Source organism: Photobacterium sp. TY1-4 (assembly GCF_025398175.1).
Taxonomy (GTDB): Bacteria; Pseudomonadota; Gammaproteobacteria; order Enterobacterales; family Vibrionaceae; genus Photobacterium.
The window spans coordinates 3197674-3219037 of sequence record NZ_CP099734.1; the positions used below are offsets into that span (position 1 = coordinate 3197674).

18 protein-coding genes are annotated in these 21364 nt (G+C 55.9%); 8 read left to right on the plus strand and 10 right to left on the minus strand.

Features of this window, described 5'->3' with window-relative positions; genetic code table 11:
• Nucleotides 1–114: 114 nt before the first annotated feature.
• The 4 genes from cgtA to rplU all read right to left on the minus strand — a co-directional run bounded on the left by cgtA (nt 115) and on the right by rplU (nt 2954).
• Nucleotides 115–1287, minus strand: a complete 1173-nt coding sequence (cgtA, locus tag NH461_RS14695; protein WP_261601058.1) for an Obg family GTPase CgtA — start codon at nt 1285–1287, stop codon at nt 115–117.
• Between the two features lie 87 nt (nt 1288–1374).
• A complete protein-coding gene (locus tag NH461_RS14700) occupies nt 1375–2301 on the minus strand; it encodes a DMT family transporter (protein ID WP_261601059.1) in 927 nt (308 codons plus the stop codon).
• A 65-nt stretch (nt 2302–2366) separates the two neighbouring features.
• Nucleotides 2367–2624: a 50S ribosomal protein L27 gene (gene rpmA, locus NH461_RS14705; protein ID WP_007467532.1), complete on the minus strand. Its 258-nt coding sequence runs from the start codon at nt 2622–2624 to the stop codon at nt 2367–2369.
• 18 nt (nt 2625–2642) lie between these two features.
• Nucleotides 2643–2954: a 50S ribosomal protein L21 gene (gene rplU, locus NH461_RS14710; RefSeq protein WP_047880949.1), complete on the minus strand. Its 312-nt coding sequence runs from the start codon at nt 2952–2954 to the stop codon at nt 2643–2645.
• 447 nt (nt 2955–3401) lie between these two features.
• On the opposite strand from rplU, the gene ispB reads away from it, so the two are divergent.
• The gene (gene ispB, locus NH461_RS14715) at nt 3402–4373 is read left to right on the plus strand and encodes an octaprenyl diphosphate synthase (protein ID WP_261601060.1); all 972 of its coding nucleotides are present in this window, start codon (nt 3402–3404) and stop codon (nt 4371–4373) included.
• Between the two features lie 216 nt (nt 4374–4589).
• On the plus strand, nt 4590–4784 hold the full coding sequence (locus NH461_RS14720) for a hypothetical protein (protein ID WP_261601061.1): 195 nt from the start codon (nt 4590–4592) through the stop codon (nt 4782–4784).
• Between the two features lie 115 nt (nt 4785–4899).
• On the opposite strand, the gene mdh is transcribed toward NH461_RS14720, so the two are convergent.
• Nucleotides 4900–5838 carry a malate dehydrogenase gene (mdh, locus tag NH461_RS14725; protein WP_261601062.1) on the minus strand — a complete coding sequence of 313 codons (939 nt, stop codon included), beginning with the start codon at nt 5836–5838 and terminating at the stop codon, nt 4900–4902.
• 377 nt (nt 5839–6215) lie between these two features.
• Between mdh and argR the strand changes: the two genes are divergently transcribed.
• The 4 genes from argR to NH461_RS14745 all read left to right on the plus strand — a co-directional run bounded on the left by argR (nt 6216) and on the right by NH461_RS14745 (nt 11182).
• Nucleotides 6216–6686, plus strand: coding sequence for a transcriptional regulator ArgR (gene argR, locus NH461_RS14730; RefSeq protein WP_261601063.1), 471 nt, complete (start codon nt 6216–6218; stop codon nt 6684–6686).
• 291 nt (nt 6687–6977) lie between these two features.
• Complete coding sequence (locus NH461_RS14735) at nt 6978–7946, plus strand: TAXI family TRAP transporter solute-binding subunit (RefSeq protein WP_261601064.1); 969 nt, start codon at nt 6978–6980, stop codon at nt 7944–7946.
• Nucleotides 7947–8078: 132 nt separating this feature from the next.
• Nucleotides 8079–10655: a TRAP transporter permease gene (locus NH461_RS14740; protein ID WP_261601065.1), complete on the plus strand. Its 2577-nt coding sequence runs from the start codon at nt 8079–8081 to the stop codon at nt 10653–10655.
• 77 nt (nt 10656–10732) lie between these two features.
• Nucleotides 10733–11182, plus strand: coding sequence for a universal stress protein (locus tag NH461_RS14745; protein ID WP_261601066.1), 450 nt, complete (start codon nt 10733–10735; stop codon nt 11180–11182).
• A 78-nt stretch (nt 11183–11260) separates the two neighbouring features.
• Here NH461_RS14745 and NH461_RS14750 read toward each other — a convergent pair whose 3' ends face one another.
• Nucleotides 11261–11893, minus strand: a complete 633-nt coding sequence (locus NH461_RS14750; RefSeq protein ID WP_261602927.1) for a flavin prenyltransferase UbiX — start codon at nt 11891–11893, stop codon at nt 11261–11263.
• 8 nt (nt 11894–11901) lie between these two features.
• Nucleotides 11902–13263 (minus strand): UDP-N-acetylmuramate:L-alanyl-gamma-D-glutamyl-meso-diaminopimelate ligase, encoded by a 1362-nt coding sequence (gene mpl / locus NH461_RS14755; protein WP_261601067.1) that lies wholly within the window; start codon nt 13261–13263, stop codon nt 11902–11904.
• 209 nt (nt 13264–13472) lie between these two features.
• On the opposite strand from mpl, the gene fbp reads away from it, so the two are divergent.
• Both fbp and ppa read left to right on the plus strand, forming a co-directional pair.
• Nucleotides 13473–14489 carry a class 1 fructose-bisphosphatase gene (gene fbp / locus NH461_RS14760; RefSeq protein ID WP_261601068.1) on the plus strand — a complete coding sequence of 339 codons (1017 nt, stop codon included), beginning with the start codon at nt 13473–13475 and terminating at the stop codon, nt 14487–14489.
• Between the two features lie 170 nt (nt 14490–14659).
• Nucleotides 14660–15190 carry an inorganic diphosphatase gene (ppa, locus tag NH461_RS14765; protein ID WP_261601069.1) on the plus strand — a complete coding sequence of 177 codons (531 nt, stop codon included), beginning with the start codon at nt 14660–14662 and terminating at the stop codon, nt 15188–15190.
• 254 nt (nt 15191–15444) lie between these two features.
• On the opposite strand, the gene NH461_RS14770 is transcribed toward ppa, so the two are convergent.
• From NH461_RS14770 to NH461_RS14780, 3 genes are read right to left on the minus strand one after another with little or no spacing between them, the layout of a single operon-like run.
• Nucleotides 15445–15801: a gamma-glutamylcyclotransferase family protein gene (locus NH461_RS14770; protein ID WP_315903228.1), complete on the minus strand. Its 357-nt coding sequence runs from the start codon at nt 15799–15801 to the stop codon at nt 15445–15447.
• Nucleotides 15802–15817: 16 nt separating this feature from the next.
• Nucleotides 15818–19579, minus strand: coding sequence for a translocation/assembly module TamB domain-containing protein (locus tag NH461_RS14775; RefSeq protein WP_261601071.1), 3762 nt, complete (start codon nt 19577–19579; stop codon nt 15818–15820).
• The gene (locus NH461_RS14780) at nt 19576–21297 is read right to left on the minus strand and encodes an autotransporter assembly complex protein TamA (RefSeq protein WP_261601072.1); all 1722 of its coding nucleotides are present in this window, start codon (nt 21295–21297) and stop codon (nt 19576–19578) included. Before NH461_RS14780 ends, NH461_RS14775 begins: the two co-directional genes overlap by 4 nt.
• Nucleotides 21298–21364: the final 67 nt, after the last annotated feature.

A 21364-nucleotide genomic window follows, 5' to 3' on the forward strand; every position in this document is an offset into this window, starting at 1 on the left:
TCCATTCCATCGTTATCGCACAATTATCAGGCTATCCGGATTCCGCCGCGTTGACCAGACACAAAAAAGCCGCTCCAAGGAGCGGCTATCTTTGTAACATTTGACCATCAGGCATTATGGCTTGTAGATAATTTCCACATCGTAATCATCTTCATTCCAGTCATCCCAGTCGTCGTCATCATCATCTTCGACTTTCTTGACCTGCGCTTCGTGGTAATCATCCCACTTGAACGCGACTTTCTTCTCTTCAGTCTCATCTTCTTCTTCGATGATTTCAACCGGCATTTTCTCAATCTGTGCCATCAGATCGTAGGTCAGCTCTTTGGTCCCCATGCGGTTCAGGGCAGAGATGCAGTAGTAATCCCCTTCCCATGCCAGCGCATCCAGGATCTCATCGATCTTGGCCTGTGCCTCTTCTTCCGGCAACAGATCCACCTTGTTGAACACCAGCCAGCGCGGCTTATTCGCCAACTTCTCGCTGTACTGCTCCAACTCGTTGAGGATAGTAAAGGCATTTTCAATCGGATCAGAGCCGTCAGCCGGCAGCAGATCGATCATATGCAGCAATACCCGGCAACGCTCCAGGTGCTTCAGGAAGCGGATCCCCAGACCGGCACCATCAGCCGCGCCTTCGATCAGCCCCGGAATATCAGCCACGACAAAGCTGCGCTCGTTATCCACCCGGACCACACCCAGGCTCGGGACCAGCGTGGTAAACGGATAATCCGCCACTTTCGGCTTCGCAGCAGAAACCGAGCGAATGAAAGTGGATTTACCGGCGTTCGGCAGCCCCAGCATACCGACATCGGCCAACAGCAACAGCTCCAGACGCAACTGACGCACTTCGCCTTTGGTACCCATGGTTTTCTGGCGCGGTGCCCGGTTCACAGACGATTTAAAGCGGGTGTTACCCAGCCCGTGGAAGCCCCCTTTGGCGACCATGATCTTCATCCCGTGCTGGGTCAGATCGGCAATCACCTCGCCGGTTTCTTCATCAATCGCCCGGGTCCCGACCGGGACCGACAGCACGCAGTCTTCGCCCCGTTTCCCGGTACAGTTACCGCCACGGCCGTTCTCACCGCGCTGGGCGGCATGGAATCGTTCAAAGCGATAGTCAATCAGGGTATTCAGGTTTTCATCGGCCAGCAGGAACACATCACCGCCGTCACCGCCGTCACCGCCATCCGGGCCCCCTTTCGGGACATATTTCTCGCGTCGGAAACTGACGGTGCCGTTGCCACCGTCACCAGCATCAACTTTAATTACCGCTTCATCTACAAACTTCATCTTCTTCTCCGCACTATGGCGTGCTCATTCTGTCGACCAGGCACGTCACCCGCCCGATCGCTATTAACCTATTGTAACGGACCTGAGCTAGTTATGCTGCCTGATCAGCTTATGGCCGATCGCACTGAACATCGCTCCGAAAACTACCACGACAGCGCCCAAATAGCCCATCGCATTGAGTGGGGTTGCGGCAACATACTGCGGCCAAAACCAGCTGGCCAGGTCGACAAACACAATCGTACATAAGGGGGCCAGGGTGATCACCGCACTCACCTGCGATGCCTGCCAGCGGGCCATTGCCTCGGCAAACGCCCCATACCCCACCAGGGTATTGATACAGCAAAATGCCAGCATCCCGAACTGACGGGGATCCATCAGCTGGATCTGTGTCGGTGATGCCAGCGGCGTCAGCATGATCGTGCAGATCACATAGATCATCAACAGGATCTGAGGTGAGCTGAAATGCTTCAGCATCACTTTCTGCGCCAGCGCGTAGACCACCCAGACCACGGCAGCCATCACCGCAATAATCACGCCCAAAGTGTAATCCGACAGGCTGGTAAACAACTCGACCAGCCGTTCATTAAAAAAGAGTCCCAATCCCAGCACCAGGCAGGCCACACCGATGATCTGGTGTCGGCCCAATTGCTCCTTGAACAACCAGACACTCGACAGCAGTAAAATCATCGGTGCCAGCTGGATAATCACCCCCACGACTGCCGGATTCAGGTACCTCAGCGCCGTGTTGAACAGGACAAAGTTACAGGCCAGGCCCAGGCTTGCCGCCAGCAGGAGGACGCCGCCAGAGATGCTCAGCGCACTCAATTTGGGCAACTGGCCTCGCCAGTGGAGCCATGCCCCCAGCCCGATGGCCGCCGTCAAGAAGCGGTACCAGACAATGGTCTGGGGCGACATCACCTCGACGGCCTGCTTCATGGCAATCGGCAGCGCGCCCCAGAACAGGACCGTCACCAGGGCCAGCAACAGCCCGGCGGTCGGGTTTTGATTCGGCATTCCCCATCCCCATAACAAAAAGCCCCGCCGGAAGGCAGGGCTTTATCATTCTTGTCGAGTCTGAATTATTCAGCTTCGATAGAAACGAATTTACGGTTTTTAGGACCTTTCACTTCGAATTTCACTTTGCCGTCAGACAGAGCGAAAAGCGTGTGGTCTTTACCCAAACCTACGTTGTTACCAGCGTGGAATTTAGTACCACGTTGACGAACGATGATGTTACCTGCTAGTACAGATTCGCCACCGAAACGCTTAACACCTAGGCGTTTGCTTTCTGAATCACGGCCGTTACGAGTAGAACCGCCAGCTTTTTTGTGTGCCATCTTTAAATTCTCCTATTATTAAGCGCTGATGCCAGTAATTTTGACTTCAGTGAACCACTGACGGTGGCCCATTTGCTTACGAGAGTGCTTACGACGACGGAACTTAACGATTTTTACTTTATCGCCACGACCGTGCGTAACTACTTCAGCAGTTACTTTACCGCCAGCTACGAAAGGTGCGCCAACAGTTACTTCTTCGCCATTAGCAACCAGAAGAACTGAATCGAACTCAACGCTAGCGCCAGTTTCAGCGTCTAGTTTTTCTAAGCGAATGGTCTGGCCTTCGCTTACACGGTGTTGTTTACCACCACTTTGGAAAACAGCGTACATGTCTTACTCCGCTTTTCCGCATAGGCCATTTGCCGGATAAATTTTGGGCAATGGGTATGCGCTTAATCTTGTCATCAATAGGGCGCGAATGTTACGTGAAAAAGGGGCTTGTGGCAACCCATTAAGCAAAGAAAATTGGCGAAAAGCTAGCCAGCAATAAAACACCCTGATTTAACTGTCGCCGAAGATATGAAGGAAACACAATTTTAGTGTAGTATTCGGTAATTATTTTGGTGCCAATTCACAAAACTTGTTCGACAAATCAAGGCGTAGCAAAAAACCGCTTCATCAGCTGCAATGTAACGCGCCAAAGTCACCGCCCGGGGCCCGTCACCGACCGTGATGAAAGTGCCCCACCTGGCTGCCGATTTGTCTGTGCGAGTCCTTGTTGAATTGCATACCCTGAATCATTCCGCCTGGTGCGGCAACAATTTTGCTGGATGTACAATGGACTTCAAAGCTATCCAAGCACTTACCGCCAACGATATGGCGGAAGTCGATGCGAAGATACTGGCGCAGCTGAACTCTGAAGTGGCGCTCATCAATCAACTCGGATTCTATATTGTCAGCGGCGGCGGCAAGCGCCTGCGCCCGATTCTGGCTGTTCTGGCGGCCCGTGCGTTGGGTTACGAGGGCGACAAGCACACCACCGCAGCCGCCTTCATCGAATTTACCCATACCGCGACCCTGTTGCACGATGACGTGGTCGACGAGTCGGATATGCGTCGCGGCAAAGCCACGGCCAATGCCATGTTCGGCAACGCGGCCAGTGTGCTGGTCGGCGATTATATCTACACCCGTTCATTTCAGATGATGACCAGCCTGCGATCCTTGAAGATCCTCGACATCATGAGTGAAGCGGTCAACGTGATCGCCGAAGGGGAAGTACAGCAGCTCATGAACTGCAACGATCCCGACACCACCGAAGCCAGCTACATGCAGGTGATTTATTCTAAAACAGCCCGCCTGTTTGAAGCCGCGACCCAGGTCGCTGCCATTTTGGCGGAATCACCGGCCGAGGTCGAAGTGGCCCTGCAAAATTACGGCCGCTATCTGGGCACCGCATTCCAGCTGATTGACGATGTCCTGGATTACACCGCCGATGGCGAGGAGATGGGCAAGAATGTCGGTGACGACCTGGCCGAGGGCAAGCCGACCCTGCCGTTGCTCCATGCCATGCACCACGGCACGGCTGAGCAAGCGGCGATGATTCGAGAAGCCATTGAGCAGGGCAACGGTCTCGACAAGCTGACACCAATCCTGGCCTGCATGCGCGAAGTCGGCTCCCTGGCCTACACCCAGCAGCGGGCGGAAGAAGAAGCCGAGAAAGCGATTGCCAGCCTGGCGATCCTGCCGGAATCCGAGCACAAGGAAGCGCTGATCGCCCTGGCGCACCTGGCCGTTAACCGCAATAAGTAAGTTCGCGGTGCCAGAATCCGAAAGCCTGCCATCGTGCAGGCTTTTTTGTGCCGCTAATCTTGTGTCCGCCGATGCTCCTCTCGCTGGGATCCTGCTCCGGATCCTTGTCTTAAGATCTCGATCTCAACCGGCATCGATCGCCGGATCTTTGCGATGTCCTATAGTTAAAACAGATCCAACAGTTAAAGCAGATCCAAACCGATCCCATGGAGGTCGATGATGCAAGCTAAAGATCTGAAGCGCGGCATGTGGGTAGAGTGCCGGGAAGGCGTGGCAGAAGTGGTTGATATAGACGTCGAGCACAATACCGCCATCGTCGAAAACATGCGCGATCACAAGCGCATCAACGTCAACTGCGACGACATCAAGGAGCAGCCCCAACTACACACCGGCTGTGACAGCTACTACTGATCAGACGCAGCGCGATTGAACTCCCCCCGTAGAGTCCACGACGACCCCACGTTACAACAGACAACAAAAAAGCGGCCATGGGCCGCTTTTTCTATTCCAGGCAATTCGCCTCGGCTTACTTAGCCGCGAACTCTTCACCCAGCTTGATATCACCTTTCAGGGTATCCAGCATGCTTTCCAGCGCTTCCTGCTCAAAAGCACTCAGGGTGCCGTAATCCATGATCTCTTCCACACCGTCTTTGCCCAGTAACACCGGCTGTGCAAAGAAGCGCGCGTGTTTGCCGTCGCCTTCAACATAAGCACACTCGACAACACCCTGCTCACCTTGCAGCGCGCGAACCACAGACAGGCCGAAGCGACAAGCTGCCTGACCCATCGACAGGGTTGCAGAGCCGCCACCGGCTTTGGCTTCAACAACCTCAGTCCCCGCGTTCTGGATGCGTGGCGTCAGGGCCTTGATTTCTTCTTCGGTGAACTCAACGCCTTCAACCTGAGACAGCAGCGGCAGGATGGTCACGCCAGAGTGGCCGCCGATCACCGGTACAGACACCTGACCCGGATCCAAGTCTTTCAGCTCTGCAACGAACGTTTCCGAGCGGATCACATCCAGTGTGGTCACACCGAACAGTTTACGCTTGTCGTAAACGCCGGCTTTTTTCAGCACGTCGGCTGCAATGGCGACGGTGGTGTTCACCGGGTTGGTGATGATCCCGACCACGGCTTTCGGACAAACCACGGAAATTTTCTCTGCCAGTGATTTGACGATCCCGGCATTGACATTAAACAGATCCGCACGATCCATCCCCGGCTTACGCGCAACACCGGCTGAAATCAGAACCACATCCGCACCTTCCAGCGCTGGTGTCGGATCCTCACCGCCGTAACCTTTGATTGATACCGGCGTCGGGATATGGCTCAAGTCCGCCGCAACCCCTGGGGTTACTGGTGCAATGTCATACAGCGCCAGGTCAGAGCCGGCAGGCAGACGGTTTTTCAACAGCAGGGCCAGAGCCTGGCCGATACCGCCAGCAGCACCAATCACAGCAACTTTCATGTTCGTTCTCCTTTACGATAGAAGTATATTTTTCAGACCGAATACCAATCAGATGAAATCACTGCTGATATTAAGCGCATGATTTCATTTGATTGGCATGAATGGACGTTATAGCAACAAGCCCCGAAATACAATCAAACCCGGTGCGCTTTGAGAGCTTACGCATGGGCATGAACAAAATGTGCTACATGTTTATAACATGATTTGTTACGCAATGCAGCTCTCCCGGCGGCAGGGGCAAAACCCGTCTCTAAATAATTATGCAGCGGATGCGGCTATAATGGTGACAAGCACGCCAGTTTCGGCCTTCACTGTTTGCTCCGGCCCGGGGGCTGTGACAGAATACGGCACCTCGTCCCTGTATATGAAATTTACTTATGCGAAATTCAGATAAACAAGAGCGCTTAATCAAAGCCTTTAAAGCCATTCTCAAAGAAGAAAAATTCAGCTCACAAGGCGAAATCGTCGACGCATTGAAAGCTCAGGGGTTCGACAACATTAACCAATCCAAAGTCTCCCGCATGCTGACCAAATTTGGCGCGGTACGTACCCGCAATGCCAAGATGGAAATGGTCTACTGCCTGCCGGTTGAGCTGGGTGTGCCGACCACCAGCAGCCCGCTGAAAGAGCTGGTGATGGAAGTGGGCTACAACAATGCCCTGGTCGTGATCCATACCGGTCCGGGCGCGGCACAGGTGATTGCCCGCCTATTAGATTCACTAGGCAAGGCCGAAGGGATCCTGGGGGTTGTCGCCGGGGACGATACCATTTTCATTACCCCGACCCAGGCCCTGACCACCAAAGAGCTGTTCGACTCAGTATGCGAGCTATTTGACTACAGCGGCTGAAGCAGCCCCGGTACTCTCTCTCCGCAAAGTGAGAGAGAGTTCACATTCAGACAAACTGGGTCACCTGACCAACAAATTTCACAACCCATTGATTGATATAAATAATTATTCGATCCCGACTGATTTCCCCGCATTTTTCCCAGCCTTCCTTTCCTCACAGGCTTTAACATAATTTCAATTTTTCCCTAGGCTTTTGTTATCATCATTTTGATTTGCTTCAGCAAATATGCCTTTTCCACCGATGGAGCACGTGTCCATACTGGAGATAACAACAATTAGGAAGGGATTAACATGGCATTAAAACAACTCTTGAAAATCAGCGCATTAGCAGCGGCCATGACCACCAGTGGTCTGGCCGGCGCCCAGGACTTTATCACGATCGGTACAGGCTCTGTGACCGGCGTATACTATCCGACAGGCGGTGCCATCTGTAAGCTGGTCAACAAAGAACGCAAACAATACAACGTTCGCTGTTCGGTTGAGTCAACCGGCGGCTCTATCTATAACGTCAACACCATGCGTGCCGGCGAGCTGGATTTCGGCGTCGTGCAGTCCGACTGGCAGTACCATGCCTACAACGGTACCAGCAAGTTCGAAGAGCTGGGCCCGTATAAGAAGATCCGTGCGGTCTTTTCCCTCCATACCGAACCGTTTACCGTCATTGCCCGTGCCGATTCCGGCATTAACGGTGTCGCCGATCTGAAAGGCAAACGCGTCAATATCGGTAACCCGGGCTCCGGTGACCGCGCAACCATGGGCGTGGTGATGGATGCAATGGGCTGGACCAACGAAGACTTTAAACTGGCTGCCGAGCTGAAAGGCTCCGAGCGCTCGCAAGCCCTGTGTGACAACAAAATTGACGCCTTCGTGTACGTGGTTGGCCACCCGAGCGGTTCTGTCAAAGAAGCAACCACCTCTTGTGATGCCAAGCTGGTCCCGGTCACCGGTGCTGCCATCGACAAGATCGTGGCGGATAACCCGTACTACGCCAAGAGCACCATTCCGGGCGGCATGTACAAGGGCACCGACACCGATACCAACAGCTTCGGTGTGGCCGCGACCCTGGTGTCTTCAACTGATGTCTCTGACGATGTGGTCTACGCCCTGGTGAAATCCGTGTTCGAGAACTTCGACACCTTTAAGCGCCTGCACCCGGCGTTTGCAAACCTCAAACCTGAAAACATGGTGAAAGACGGCCTGTCGATCCCACTCCACCCAGGTGCGGTTCGCTACTACAAGGAAAAGGGTTACCTCAAGTAATCCCACCGGAACGAACCTTGGGCACCTTGTGCCATTCATGCGCCGCTCACGCGGCGCATGCTGTTTCACCACCCTATAAAAATAACAATCACGATTGATTTAACTACCTAGTCCATCAAAGAAGGATGATGCATGACGAAGACAACTGAGACGTCGACAGAGGTGCAGGAAATGGTGGCTCAGGCTGATACCGGGGCCAGAAACCCTGTCGGTATCCCCGGCCGAATTCTCTGGTTCGTGCCGCTGTGCTGGTCACTGTTCCAGTTATGGTACGCTTCGCCCCTCCCTTTTATCGTCGACTTCGGGGTACTCAATGACACCGAAGCGCGTTCCGTCCATCTGGCGTTTGCGATTTTCCTGGCCTTCACGGCTTATCCGGCCCTGACCCATTCACCCAGAGACCGGATCCCGGTCGTTGACTGGCTGTTGGCCCTTGCCGGTAGCTTTTCTGCGGCCTATATCTACCTGTTTTACAGCCAGCTTGCCGGACGGGCCGGCGCCCCGACCGGGATGGATGTCGTCGTCGCCGTCACCGGGATGATCCTGCTGCTGGAAGCTACCCGCCGGGCCCTCGGGCCACCGCTGATGGTGGTGGCAGCCGTGTTCCTGCTCTATACGTTCGGCGGCCCTTACATGCCGGATGTCATTGCCCACAAAGGTGCCAGCCTGAACAAGGCCATGTCTCACCTGTGGCTCACCACCGAAGGGGTCTTCGGGATCGCGCTGGGGGTCTCGACCTCATTCGTATTCCTGTTTGTCCTGTTCGGCGCCATGCTTGAGCGGGCCGGGGCCGGGGCTTACTTTATTAAAGTTGCCTTTTCCCTGCTGGGCCATATGCGCGGCGGCCCGGCCAAGGCTGCGGTCGTTGCATCCGGTCTGTCCGGCCTGGTCTCCGGCTCGTCGATTGCCAACGTGGTCACCACCGGGACCTTCACCATTCCGTTGATGAAGAAAGTCGGTTTTCCGGGCACCAAAGCCGGCGCAGTGGAAGTTGCAGCCTCAACCAATGGCCAGCTGACACCGCCGATCATGGGAGCTGCGGCCTTTCTGATGGTCGAATATGTCGGGATTTCCTATGTCGAGGTGATCAAGGCGGCCCTGCTGCCTGCGCTGATCTCCTACATCGCTCTGCTCTACATCGTCCACCTGGAAGCCTGTAAAGCCGGGATGACCGGGCTCAAGCGCCACTACAAACCCACCCTGGCGCAGAGCCTGCTGTCCTTCAGCGGCACAATCCTGGGGCTGGTTGTGTTAAGTGCAGCGGTTTACTACGGCATTGGCTGGACCAAAGATGTCTTCGGTGCGGCGGCAACGCCGATGATTGCCGTGGTGATCCTGATCGCCTATGTCGCGCTGGTCAGACTGTCCTCGCGCTATCAGGATCACCTGCTCGAAGATCCGAATGCCGAAATCACCGAAGTGCCGGATCCGGGCCCGACCATTAAATCCGGCCTCTACTTCCTGCTGCCGATTGTGGTGCTGGTCTGGTGCCTGACGGTTGAGCGCTTCTCACCGGGGCTGTCTGCTTTCTGGGCCACGATGTTTATGATCTTCATCCTGCTGACCCAACGCCCGCTGCTGGCGCTGTTTAACCGGGAGCAATCATTGGCACAAGCCGCGGTGGAAGGCGGTGTGGATCTGCTGGAAAGCCTGGTCTCCGGCGCGCGGAATATGATCGGGATCGGGGTGGCCACAGCTGCGGCCGGGATCGTCGTCGGGGTCGTCACTCTGACCGGGATCGGCCTGGTCATGACCGAGTTCGTCGAGTTTATCTCGGGCGGCAACATCATGCTGATGCTGCTGTTTACTGCGGTGATCAGTCTGATCCTCGGCATGGGCCTGCCGACAACCGCCAACTATATTGTGGTCTCCACCCTGATGGCCCCGGTCATCGTCACCCTGGGTGCCCAAAGCGGCCTGATCATTCCGCTGATCGCCGTCCACCTGTTCGTGTTCTACTTCGGGATCCTGGCCGACGATACCCCGCCGGTCGGCCTCGCGGCTTTTGCGGCAGCCGCAATCGCCAAAAGCGATCCGATCCGCACCGGGATTCAGGGCTTCACCTATGACATCCGGACCGCCATCCTGCCGTTTATGTTCATCTTCAACACCCAGCTGTTATTGATGGACATCGATTCCTGGTGGCACCTGTTCCTGACGGTCAGCTCCGCCATCATCGCCATGCTGACTTTCTCGGCAGCCACCCAGGGATGGTGGTTTACCAAAACCAAATGGTGGGAAGTGATTGCGCTATTGGTGATCACCTTCTCACTTTTCCGCCCGGGTTTTTGGTGGGATATGGTGTATCCGCCTAAATTGGACATGCCGGGAGTGGCCATCCAGGAGGTCGCAGGACAACTGGCCATCGGTCAGCCACTGGAGCTTCAGGTTAGCGGGGAAAACCTCGAAGGCAAGCAGGTCAGCAAACATGTCCTGCTGCCGTTTGACGCCGATGCTGGGGATGCCGAAGCGCGGATCGCCTCCACCGGCCTGATGCTCCGTCAGGACGGCGACAACATGCTGGTCGACCTGATTGAGTTCGGCAGTGCGGCAGAAGCTGCCGGGATCGATTTTGACTGGGAAATCACCCAGGTGAGTTTGCCGGCTGAGCGGCCAATGAAAGAATGGGTCTTTGTACCGACCCTGCTGTTGCTGGGCGCATTAGGGTGGAACCAGCGGCGGCGTGCCCGCCAGCTCGTCACGGCCTAGCCCGGTTAAGGACAAGCTATACCGGTCTAAACTATAGGGAGAGCCTGCTCTCCCTTTACCTCTGAGAGAATAATAATATGTACAGACAGATTTTAGTGCCCGTTGATCTGAATGAAGAAGGGTTTGCCGATAAAGCCGTCGAGCAGGCCGTTTGGCTGGCCCGACAATCCAATGCCACCATCCATCTGCTCAATGTCCTGCCCGGCATTCACATGTCGATGGTGTCGAGCTACTTCCCCAAAGATGCCGCCCGTAAGATGATGCAGGATACCCAGCACCAGCTCAAAGCATTTGCGGCCGAGCATATTCCGGATGAGCTGATGCACCATCAGTATGTTTCGGAAGGGAAAACCTGGTCGACGATTTTAGAGCATGCCGAGCGGGTCGGTGCCGATCTGATCATTATTCCGAGCCACAAGCGCTCCCGGCTCGACAAGGTGATGCTGGGCTCGGTCGCGGCCAAAGTGGTCGAGAACTCCCCGATCAATGTCATGGTGATCAAGCCTCAGGTGCATTTGCCTGAATAATCACCGACGTTGTGAACCTATAGCGATAACAAAAAGCCCGCAACTGCGGGCTTGTTCAAATCAACCTAGTGGTTTTTCTCAGCTCGGTTGTGACACCGCGCGCTGATCATATCCCCAGCGCGGTACCAGCCCCTGCTCAAGCCCGAGATGGTCCAGGATCCGGGCCACCATGAAGTCGACCAAATCATCAATGCTGGATGGCTGATGGTAAAACCCCGGTGCCGCCGGCATGATAGTAACCCCCATTTGGGACAGCTTGAGCATATTTTCCAGATGCAGGGTCGAAAACGGCGTTTCGCGCACCACCATCAACAGCTGCCCCCGCTCTTTGAGCACCACATCCGCAGCCCGCTCAATCAGGTTATCGGACATCCCGTGTGCGACTGACGCCAGGGTCCCGGCCGAACACGGACAGACCACCATCTGCTTCGGCGCCGCCGATCCCGATGCTACCGGCGAGAACCAGTCTTCCTTACCGCACACTTCCAGCTTGTCGGCATCACATTTCAGGTAAGCCGTCAGGGCCTGCTTCGCCGCCTCAGGCCCGGCGGGTAGCTTCAGCCCGTGCTCAGTGGCCAAAACCACCCGCGCCGCCGAAGAGATCAGCAGGTAGACCTGGTAATCCGCCGCCAGCAGGCATTCAAGCAGGCGCAAACCGTAAGGTGCTCCGGAAGCGCCGGTCCAGGCCAGGGTGATCCGTTTGTCGTGCATCTTGATACTCACTCTTCTTTCCGGGCCAGGGCAGCCAGCAATTTATCGTGGATCCCGCCAAAGCCGCCATTGCTCATCACCAGGATCTGATCGCCCGGTTGCGCAGCAGCGGCAATTTTCGCCACCAGCGCATCCAAATCACCATCGGTTTGCGCCGGCTGGCGGCAGGCATCCGCAATCTCCTGGACAGACCAAGGGATATTGTCGGGCTGATAAATGAACACTTCGTCGGCCTGGGCCAGCGCCGGGGCCAGATCCAGCTTGTGCACCCCCAGCTTCATGGTATTGGAGCGCGGCTCCAGCACCGCCAGGATCCGCGCAGTGCCGACTTTGGCGCGCAAACCGCCCAGGGTCAGTTCGACTGCGGTCGGATGGTGAGCGAAATCGTCATAGACGGTTACGCCGCCCTGCTCACCCTTGAGCTCCAGGCGGCGCTTGGTATTGATAAATTTATCCAGTGATTCACAGGCCAGATCCGGTGTCACGCCGACATGGCGGGCCGCGGCAATCGCCATCAGCGCATTGCTGACATTATGGTCGCCCACCAGCTCCCAGTTCACCGTACCGGCCAGTGCGCCGTCCAGACAGACCTCGAAGCAGCTGCCATCCGCAATTTGCTTGCGGGCCTGCCAGTGGCCGTCCTCACCGGTATATTCCAGCTCGCTCCAGCATCCCATGGCCAGGGTTTGCTCAATCGCCGCCGCGCCCTTGGGCGCCAGGATCCGACCATTGCCCGGCACCGTACGCACCAGATGGTGAAACTGGCGTTGGATCGCTTTTAAATCGTCAAAAATATCTGCGTGATCGAACTCCAGGTTGTTCATAATCAGGGTTCGTGGTCGATAATGAACAAACTTAGAACGCTTATCGAAAAAAGCACTATCGTATTCGTCCGCTTCGACGACAAAGAACATACTCTCCCCTAACCTCGCGGAAACACCGAAGTTTCCGAGCACGCCACCGACCAGAAATCCCGGCTGATAGCCGCAATCTTCCAGGATCCAGGCCAGCATACTGGCCGTTGTGGTCTTGCCGTGCGTACCGGCAACCGCCAGGACCCAGCGATCGTGCAGCAGGATCTCCTGTAACCATTGCGGCCCGGAGGTATAGCGCAGGTTATGGTTCAGCACATATTCCACACAAGGATTGCCCCGGCTCATGGCATTGCCCACGACCACGAGGTCTGGTGCCGGATCGAGCTGCGCAGGATCATAACCCTGAATTATTTCAATACCTTGCGATTCAAGTAAGGTGCTCATTGGCGGGTAAACGTTTGCATCACAGCCGGTTACCTTGTGGCCCAGCTGGCGGGCCAGAATCGCGGCGCCGCCCATAAATGTGCCGCAAATTCCGAGGATATGGATATGCATAACTGTCGGCTCACTGGATTAATTGTTGTTTATTTCACGCGAAAGCGTTACTTCAGTACCATAAAAAAGATCTTTATATACAATTCTTTATACGTAAATAAAGCACGTAATCACAGGCACACTGCCTGACAAAAGGTACATAAATTGTCCACCAGAGACATTGTACCTGACTTAACAGCCCCAATGACAACAAGATGCAAGGATTGTATATGTCCAATATGAGAACCCTTGGCGAGTTCATTGTCGAGAAACAAACTGACTTCCCCCACGCCAGCGGTGACCTATCTTCACTGTTGGGTTCGATTAAGCTGGCAGCGAAAATCGTCAACCGTGAAATCAATAAAGCCGGTCTGGTCGACATCACCGGCTCTGTTGGCGAAGAGAATGTGCAAGGCGAAGAGCAGCAAAAGCTGGACGTCTATGCCAACGACAAATTTAAAGCTGCCCTTGAAGCCCGTGATCAAGTGTGTGGTGTGGCCAGTGAAGAAGAAGACGAAGCCGTCGCCTTCAACAAAGAGCTGAACCGTAACGCCAAGTACGTCGTGTTGATGGACCCACTGGATGGTTCTTCGAATATTGACGTAAACGTTTCCGTTGGGACCATCTTCTCGATTTACCAGCGCGTGTCGCCTGTCGGCACCCCGCCGACTGAAGAAGATTTCCTGCAGCCGGGCCACCGCCAGGTTGCGGCCGGTTACATTATCTACGGCTCGTCCACCATGCTGGTGTACACCACGGGGAATGGCGTTCACGGCTTTACGTACGATCCGTCTCTGGGCGTGTTCTGCCTGTCGCACGAAAATATGCAAATTCCGCAGGACGGCCGGATCTACTCGATCAACGAAGGCAACTACATCCGCTTCCCGATGGGCGTGAAGAAGTACATCAAACACTGCCAGGAAGATGTGCCGGCGGATAACCGTCCTTATACCTCACGCTATATCGGCTCGCTGGTTGCAGACTTCCACCGTAACCTGCTCAAGGGCGGCATCTACATGTACCCGAGCACCGCGACGCACCCGAACGGCAAGCTGCGCCTGCTGTATGAGTGCAACCCGATGGCCTTTTTGATCGAGCAGGCGGGCGGCGTTGCCTCCGACGGTAAAAACCGGATCCTGGATCTCAAACCAACCGAGCTGCACCAGCGGGTGCCTTTCTTCGTCGGCTCAACCAATATGGTTCGCGACGTGGAAGCCTTCCTGGCCGAATTCCCGGACCACAAGTAATGCCCTCGATTTAACTTTCAACAGGCTGCCCCGGCAGCCTGTTTCTTTATCCGCCATTTTCAGCACTCCCCCGGTGAAAACGCGGCTCCAAATAGACAACGCGCAGATGAAGTTGGTATTATTATTTCTACACATCTACATCCAGTTAATTCACCAAAAGGAAAAACATCATGAGCCTTAACCAGGTGCCTGCAGGAAAGGACATGCCGGAAGATATCTATGTCGTGATCGAGATCCCTGCCAACGCGGATCCAATCAAATACGAAATCGACAAAGACACCGGTGCTGTATTCGTTGACCGTTTCATGGCAACGCCAATGTTCTACCCATGCAACTATGGTTATGTAAACAACACGCTGTCTCTGGACGGCGACCCAGTTGATGTTCTGGTTCCAACCCCGTACCCGCTGGTACCAGGTTCAGTGATCCGCTGCCGTCCGGTTGGCGTCCTGAAGATGACTGACGAGTCTGGTGAAGACGCGAAAGTGGTTGCAGTGCCGCACAGCAAACTGACCAAAGAATACGACCACATTCAGGACGTTCAGGATCTGCCCGAGCTGCTGAAAGCGCAAATCACACACTTCTTCGAGCGCTACAAAGAGCTGGAAGCCGGTAAGTGGGTGAAAGTTGACGGTTGGGAAGATGCAGCTTCAGCGAAAGCTGAAATCCTGTCTTCTTTCGAGCGCGCGCAAGAGAAATAATACCAATCAAAGTAAGTAAGTGTTCGGAAATAGCGCAGGAAAAGGGTTTGAGAGCAAGGCAGATTTTTTTGATAAGTAGTTATTCTACAATCAAAAATTCTAACGCAGTTATCGAGCATTTGAACAAGCTAGGATGACCCCTTATTTACTGCGATTGGTATAACTTGTTGCTGAGTGCTAAAAAGCGCGCCTTGCTCTTCGCAAGGCGCGCTTTCTTTTATCCGGCTCTCCGGCAACAGTACCCGCAGCGCAGGCTAACCCGTTTGCCGCCGGCACCAGTCGCCATGTGCAATCACCGGCAATCCGGCCACCGACTGCACATACAGATAGATCCACGCCATCCCGAACGCCGTCTCGACAAGCTCGCGGGTATAAACGGCCGGGTACTCCTCCAAGGCATCCAGCGCGGCAAATGTCTGGCTGTCAACTTCATAGACCTCCCCGACCAGCACACTGCCCGCCGGTTGGCGAATTGCCCCGGGATAATCGCCGAAATCATACAGCCGATATCCGGACGGCAGCTGGCAGCGACCCAACCGGGCCGTCTGCCGTAACAACGAATGGTTCGACTGGCCCGCGCGCAACGTGCCATAGACAAACACCTTTTCCACCTTTGCTCCTGAGAACTTAGTTAAACTCAAACTGATATAACAGGTCGACCGCGCTATCCAGCCCGGACACCCCTTCAACATACAGATCTTTCATCAGACGATAACGTACCGTGAACTCTCCGATGGCATTGAAGATCCCGACACCGTATTTCACCTGCAGCCCCGGCGCGATATAACCGCTGATCGTCACCTGGGAATCATCCCCGGAGCCGGCGGTATCAAGCGCCAGATCCTGGACTCCGAAGGCTTGCCCGACATTTCCGACCAGCTGGCCGCTTTTTGCCAGTCCCATACTGATCAAAGCCGTGGTCATGGCACTGCCGCTGCTGCCGGACTCGGTATCAATGTCTTTTCCGCGCAACAGGTAAGACAGGGCATTTTGCTGCGGCATTGCCGGATCGGAGAAAATATCCGCCCGCGGCTCGTCTGCCGGACCGCTGACCCGGATCCCCGCCGTCACGTCATCTTCAATACTGTTCGGGTTCCGAATCGCTTCAATCGCCAGGTACGGCTGGTCCGCCGGGCCGGTAAACAAGATCTGCCCTTTGCGGATCAACAGCTCCTGGCCAAACGAACGATAGGTCCCGCGGCGCAGGTTCACTTCCCCGTACACCATCGGTCCCTTGTCCTGCTGACGCACATTCAGCTCCCCAACCAGCCCGGCTTTCAGGCCAAAGGCCGACAGCTTCACATTGTCGCCGATTTTCACCCGCACGTTGGTTTTCACGGCAAACGGGATCGCAGGCTCAGTTTCCATTGGCTGCAAATCATCGGTCAGCAGAATTTCATCATCCGACACCGCCACCGCAGATTCCGGCAACTGGTCCACCGTGATCCGCCCCCAGGGAATTTCCACCAGCCCGGAAATTTCCGCCAATTGCGGCGACGCCTTGATGGTCAGGTCCGGTGACACTTTCAACGCCAGCATCGGCGGCACATTCACCTTCAGCTCGCGGCCATTGATCTGCAACTGGCTCTGCCAGGCCGCCAGATCCTGCCAGCTCCCGTTCCCCTGCAGCCGCAGCTTGCCGTCCGGCGTCAACAACTCACCGTGCAACGTGCCGCTATAGCCACTGAAGCTTGCTGTAATATCGGCATGATTGATATCCAGCGGGACCTCACGACCAATCGCCTTCACCCGGGAGATATTAAGCACCCCGTTGACTGCCGGATGCATCACCGGCCCGCGAACCAGCAGGTCGGCATTCACCTGGCCATCAAATTCCTCATAACCCTGGATCAGCGGCGTCAGGAACCCGAGGGTAAAGCGATCGATTTTTACCCGGGCATCCAGTTGCTGCTCGCCCGTGAGTTCGGTGATCCGGGCCTGACCGGTAATATTCCCGTTATCCCGGATGTTGATCGCCCAATCCGACCGGAGCACATTGCGCTTCACCTCGGCATTGAGAATGACCCGCTCCCAACCGATTTTCAACGGCTCGGCTTCCAGATCGTCCTGCTTCACCACAGTCCCCGCCGGCAGCAATACCTGCGCCTTCACATAGGGCGCAGCTTCAGGTGCCCAGGTTGCTTCAACCGTGGCCCCCAGGGCTCCTTTCAGTTGTACGCTGTCCGGCATAAAGGGCGCAATCAGGGTAAAATCAAAGTTGTTCACCGCCAGCTTTGCATGACCCGAGGCCCCCGCTTCCATGGCTTCGGTCAGACACAACGCCGATTTATCCTGCTGCCAGCAATGCGGTGCGACGCTGACCAGCTGATTTTTGAAGCCAAAGCCCAGCTTGGTCGGCCGGTTCAAACGCCAGGGGCCAATCTCCGTCCCGATCTCGCCTTGCTGCAAGATCCCCTGCCAGCCGATTTCCCGGTTGAGCTGCCCGTTCAGCTGCAGCGCGGCGCTGACCGGCTCGGCATCGAGATCCAGCACCAACCGGTGCTTGGCTTCCGTCCCCTGAAAGGCCAGCGACAAAGTCTTCAGCCTGGCGCCATCCGCCACGCCATTGCTGGCATTAAGGCGAATATCCGCCTTCAGCGCCGGCATCGGCGTCACCCGCCCTTTCAGGTTCAACTGCTCCAGCGTCGCCAACTCCTGCCAGGCCAGCCCATTGGCATCGAGCTGCACATCAATGTCCGGCTCGGCCATTTTGCCACTCAACACGATGTTCCCCTGGATCCGCCCCTTGGCATCCGGCAGCGAGCGGGACAGATCCGGCGCATTCACCTGCGCTGTCATATCCCAGGTTTCGCTCAGCTTACCTTTTGCCGTCAACCCGTTAGGTCCATGCTGCAATCGCAGTCGTTCGGTCACCAGCTCAAGATTGCCTTGGCCACTCTTATCGCTGGCATTGAGCTGGCCATCCAAGGTAAAACGTTGCGCCATCAGCAGACCATCAACAGCCAACTCCGGGAGCTCAACATACCAACCGCCTTGCTCGGTAAGCCCGCCTGCGGTACGTAACTTGCCGCTCAGATCTCCTTTGGCTTCCGGCCACTCCAGCCCCGGCTGAATATGGCTGAAATCCAGCGCCCCCTGCCAGCTGACCTGATCTTGCCAGCTGGCTTTGGCATTGCCGGTAATGGTCCCGCCCAGGGTCTCGACGGTCAGTTTCTTCAGCGTGACTTGCGTCAGATCGCCCTGGCCTTCCAGTGCCGTTTTCACCGCCGGCATCGGCACACCATCGACGGCGGTCGCCACCGTAAAGGTAAAGCCATTGAGATCACCGTCGGCCTTGACCGCGGTGTCGGAGACCTCAAACTCGGCCTTCTGATCGATCGGCCACTGAATATGCCGGCTGCTCAGGTTGATATCGAACGGCAACGCCGGATCCAGCGGTGACAGGGAGCCCTTGAGAACCGCATCAATCGTCCCTTTCAGGTTAGCATCCAACGAGAGCTTCTCCAGAGAGCCACCCGCCTTGAGCTGCAACTGATGGTTTTGCACTGGTGCCATCGCAATATCCAGCGCAGCATCGAGCTGCAAGGGATAATCCGCCGTCAGGGCCACCGTCGCCGTCGCATCCAGTTTGGCTTGCGGCACGTCCACCAACAGCTTCTGGATAATGACATTGCTCCCTTCAGCCGTCGCGGCCAGATCCAACACACGGACCTGCTGCGGGGTTTCCCCCTGCAGAGTGAAATCCTTGACGGTAAATCGCTGTACCTCAACGGCCAGCGGTAACACCACTTCCGGTAACACTATCGGTTCCACAGCCGGCGGCTCTGTGGCTGGCGGTGCCGATGACGACGTCTGCGAGCTGTCAGCCGAGGTCGCCGGGGCCAGAGTCAGGTTGATCCCTTCCCAATCTGTCGGCTTGAGCACCAGGCGGCTCCCTGCCATCTCGGCAGCGGTGGAGAAATGCTGCCAGGCAACCTGGTTGCCCAGGACATCCAGTGCGATATCATCCAGCACCACCCGATCGATACGGATCGGCAACGGCATGACGATTTCGGTGACCGGCGCAGACGGCGACTCTGGCTCTTCAGCCCCCGGCGGCGGTAATTCAGGCATCGCAAACTGCACACCGGAAATCCCCAACTCGGCGATACACACCGCCGGCATCAGCAGGCAGTTGTCGTCAATCTCCAGCCGGAGCCGATCCGCCGACAGCGCAATCGGCGCATCATTATACTGGACTGTTTCGAGGGTGAAGCCCCGCAACAGGCTTCCCGAGGTGTCCCCTACCGACAGGGCCGGCAGCGCTTTCTGCGCGCCCCAAACCGCAACTTTGACCCCGGCCGGGGTATAAAGAAACGCAGCGACCGTAATGACGATCACCAGCAACAGGGCCAGCACTCCCCATGCAATTCGTTTTAACCAGATCATATTTCAGGCCCCAGCGTAAAGTGGATCTGGAACTTATCCCTGTCCTTATCCAATCCCCATGCAAAATCCAGACGAATCGGCCCCACCGGAGATGCCCAGCGCACACCGGTTCCGACCCCACGGTACCAATCCGGCGTCTCACTCCAGGAGGAGCCGTAATCGAAAAACAGCGCGCCCCACCAGTTTTCATAGACGCGATACTGATATTCCAGGGTCGAGGTCAGCATATATTCCCCCCCAATCAGCTTGCCTTTACTGTCCTTGGGCGCGATGGACTCATAGCTGTAGCCGCGCAGGCTGAAATCCCCCCCGACGAAGAAACGCATTGACGGCGGCACATCTTCGATCTGCTCAGCGAGCACCGCACCACCGTCAATCCGCGCAATTCCACGGTGATCCTCACCCGCGCTGCGGATCCAGGCCGTCCGGCCCCGGAAATGGGCAACACGGGTATCCGAGCCCCACATCGGATCGGCGTATTCGATGGAAATCAGCTGTTTATCGCCCCAGGTCGGCATAGATCCGCCCCGCAACCGGGTCCGATCATAACTGATCCCCGGGATCAGCATTCTCAACACCCCGGACTCCTCCGCCCCCTGCTTATAGTTCTCATACAGATAGCGCAGTGAGGCGACCCGTTTCCATCCGGACTCCAACTGCCAGTGCCGCTCGACCCCCAGGCTGGTTTCCGTACTGATGGTGTCATGGTTATCGACATAGCGGATCCCGCCGACGATCTGGTAATAATCGTTCAGCACATCTTCCAGCGGGATCTTGTAGACCGCCTCAACCTTAGGCTGAACCTGGGAGATTTCCGTTTTGATATCCAGGCTGTGCCCGGCACTGTTCAGCCAGGGCTTGCGCCAGTTAAATTTCAGCCGGGGGCCGACATCCGTCGAATAACCGATACCGGTCTCGATCTGGTTTTTGACCTGCGGCTCCACGGTGACCTTAATCGGGATCTGATCGCCTTCCAGGTGTTCAATGTCACCGCCGACAAAAATCGAGGAGAACCAGCCGACTCGAGACAAACGCTGGTTAAACTCCCCCAGGCTGGATGCCAGGTAGGGCTCTCCTTCTTCATAAGGCATCAGGGAACGCAGCCGGTTCTCTTCAATCTGGCTGCCGCTGAACAGCGTGTCGCCGAATCGGTATCGCTGCCCGGAGGAAAACTCAATCGTGATAAAGGCCTCGCTGCGGGTCGGTGCCACCTCCAGCTTGCTCTGAATGAGCTCCGCATCGAAATACCCTTTGCGCAGCGCCAGGCTGCTGAGGGACGACTTCAGCGATTCATATTTGCCGTGATTGAGGATTTTTCCGAGCCCCAACCCGGATTCCCGCACCAAAGCCAGGAAATCCGGATCATCTTTCGCCATCCCGGTGATCCGAATGTCACGACGAGCAATGCGCGTTTTGGGTCCGGCATCCACCGTCACGATCATCTGGGTATTGTCCCCTTCCTCCTGGATGTCGTAGGAAAAAGTCGGCTGATAGCGTCCCAACGCCTTCAGGGCGTCTTCAATTTCGCCTTCCAATTGTTCACGAAACCGGACCGATATACTGTAATCTTCCGTCGGGATCGCCGAGACATACGCCTCGACGTTATCTTTGAGTTTTCCGCTTAACCCCTGAATGGACAACGTTGTTTCCGCGGAGACCGGCGCAGAACACGCTAAAGCAAGCGCGGTCAAACTCAACCGCTTAAAATGTTTATTCATTCTTCACTGACTTCACTAGTGAACATTATTGTTGTTTCTCTATATGCATAAGTCATTCTGACAAAGG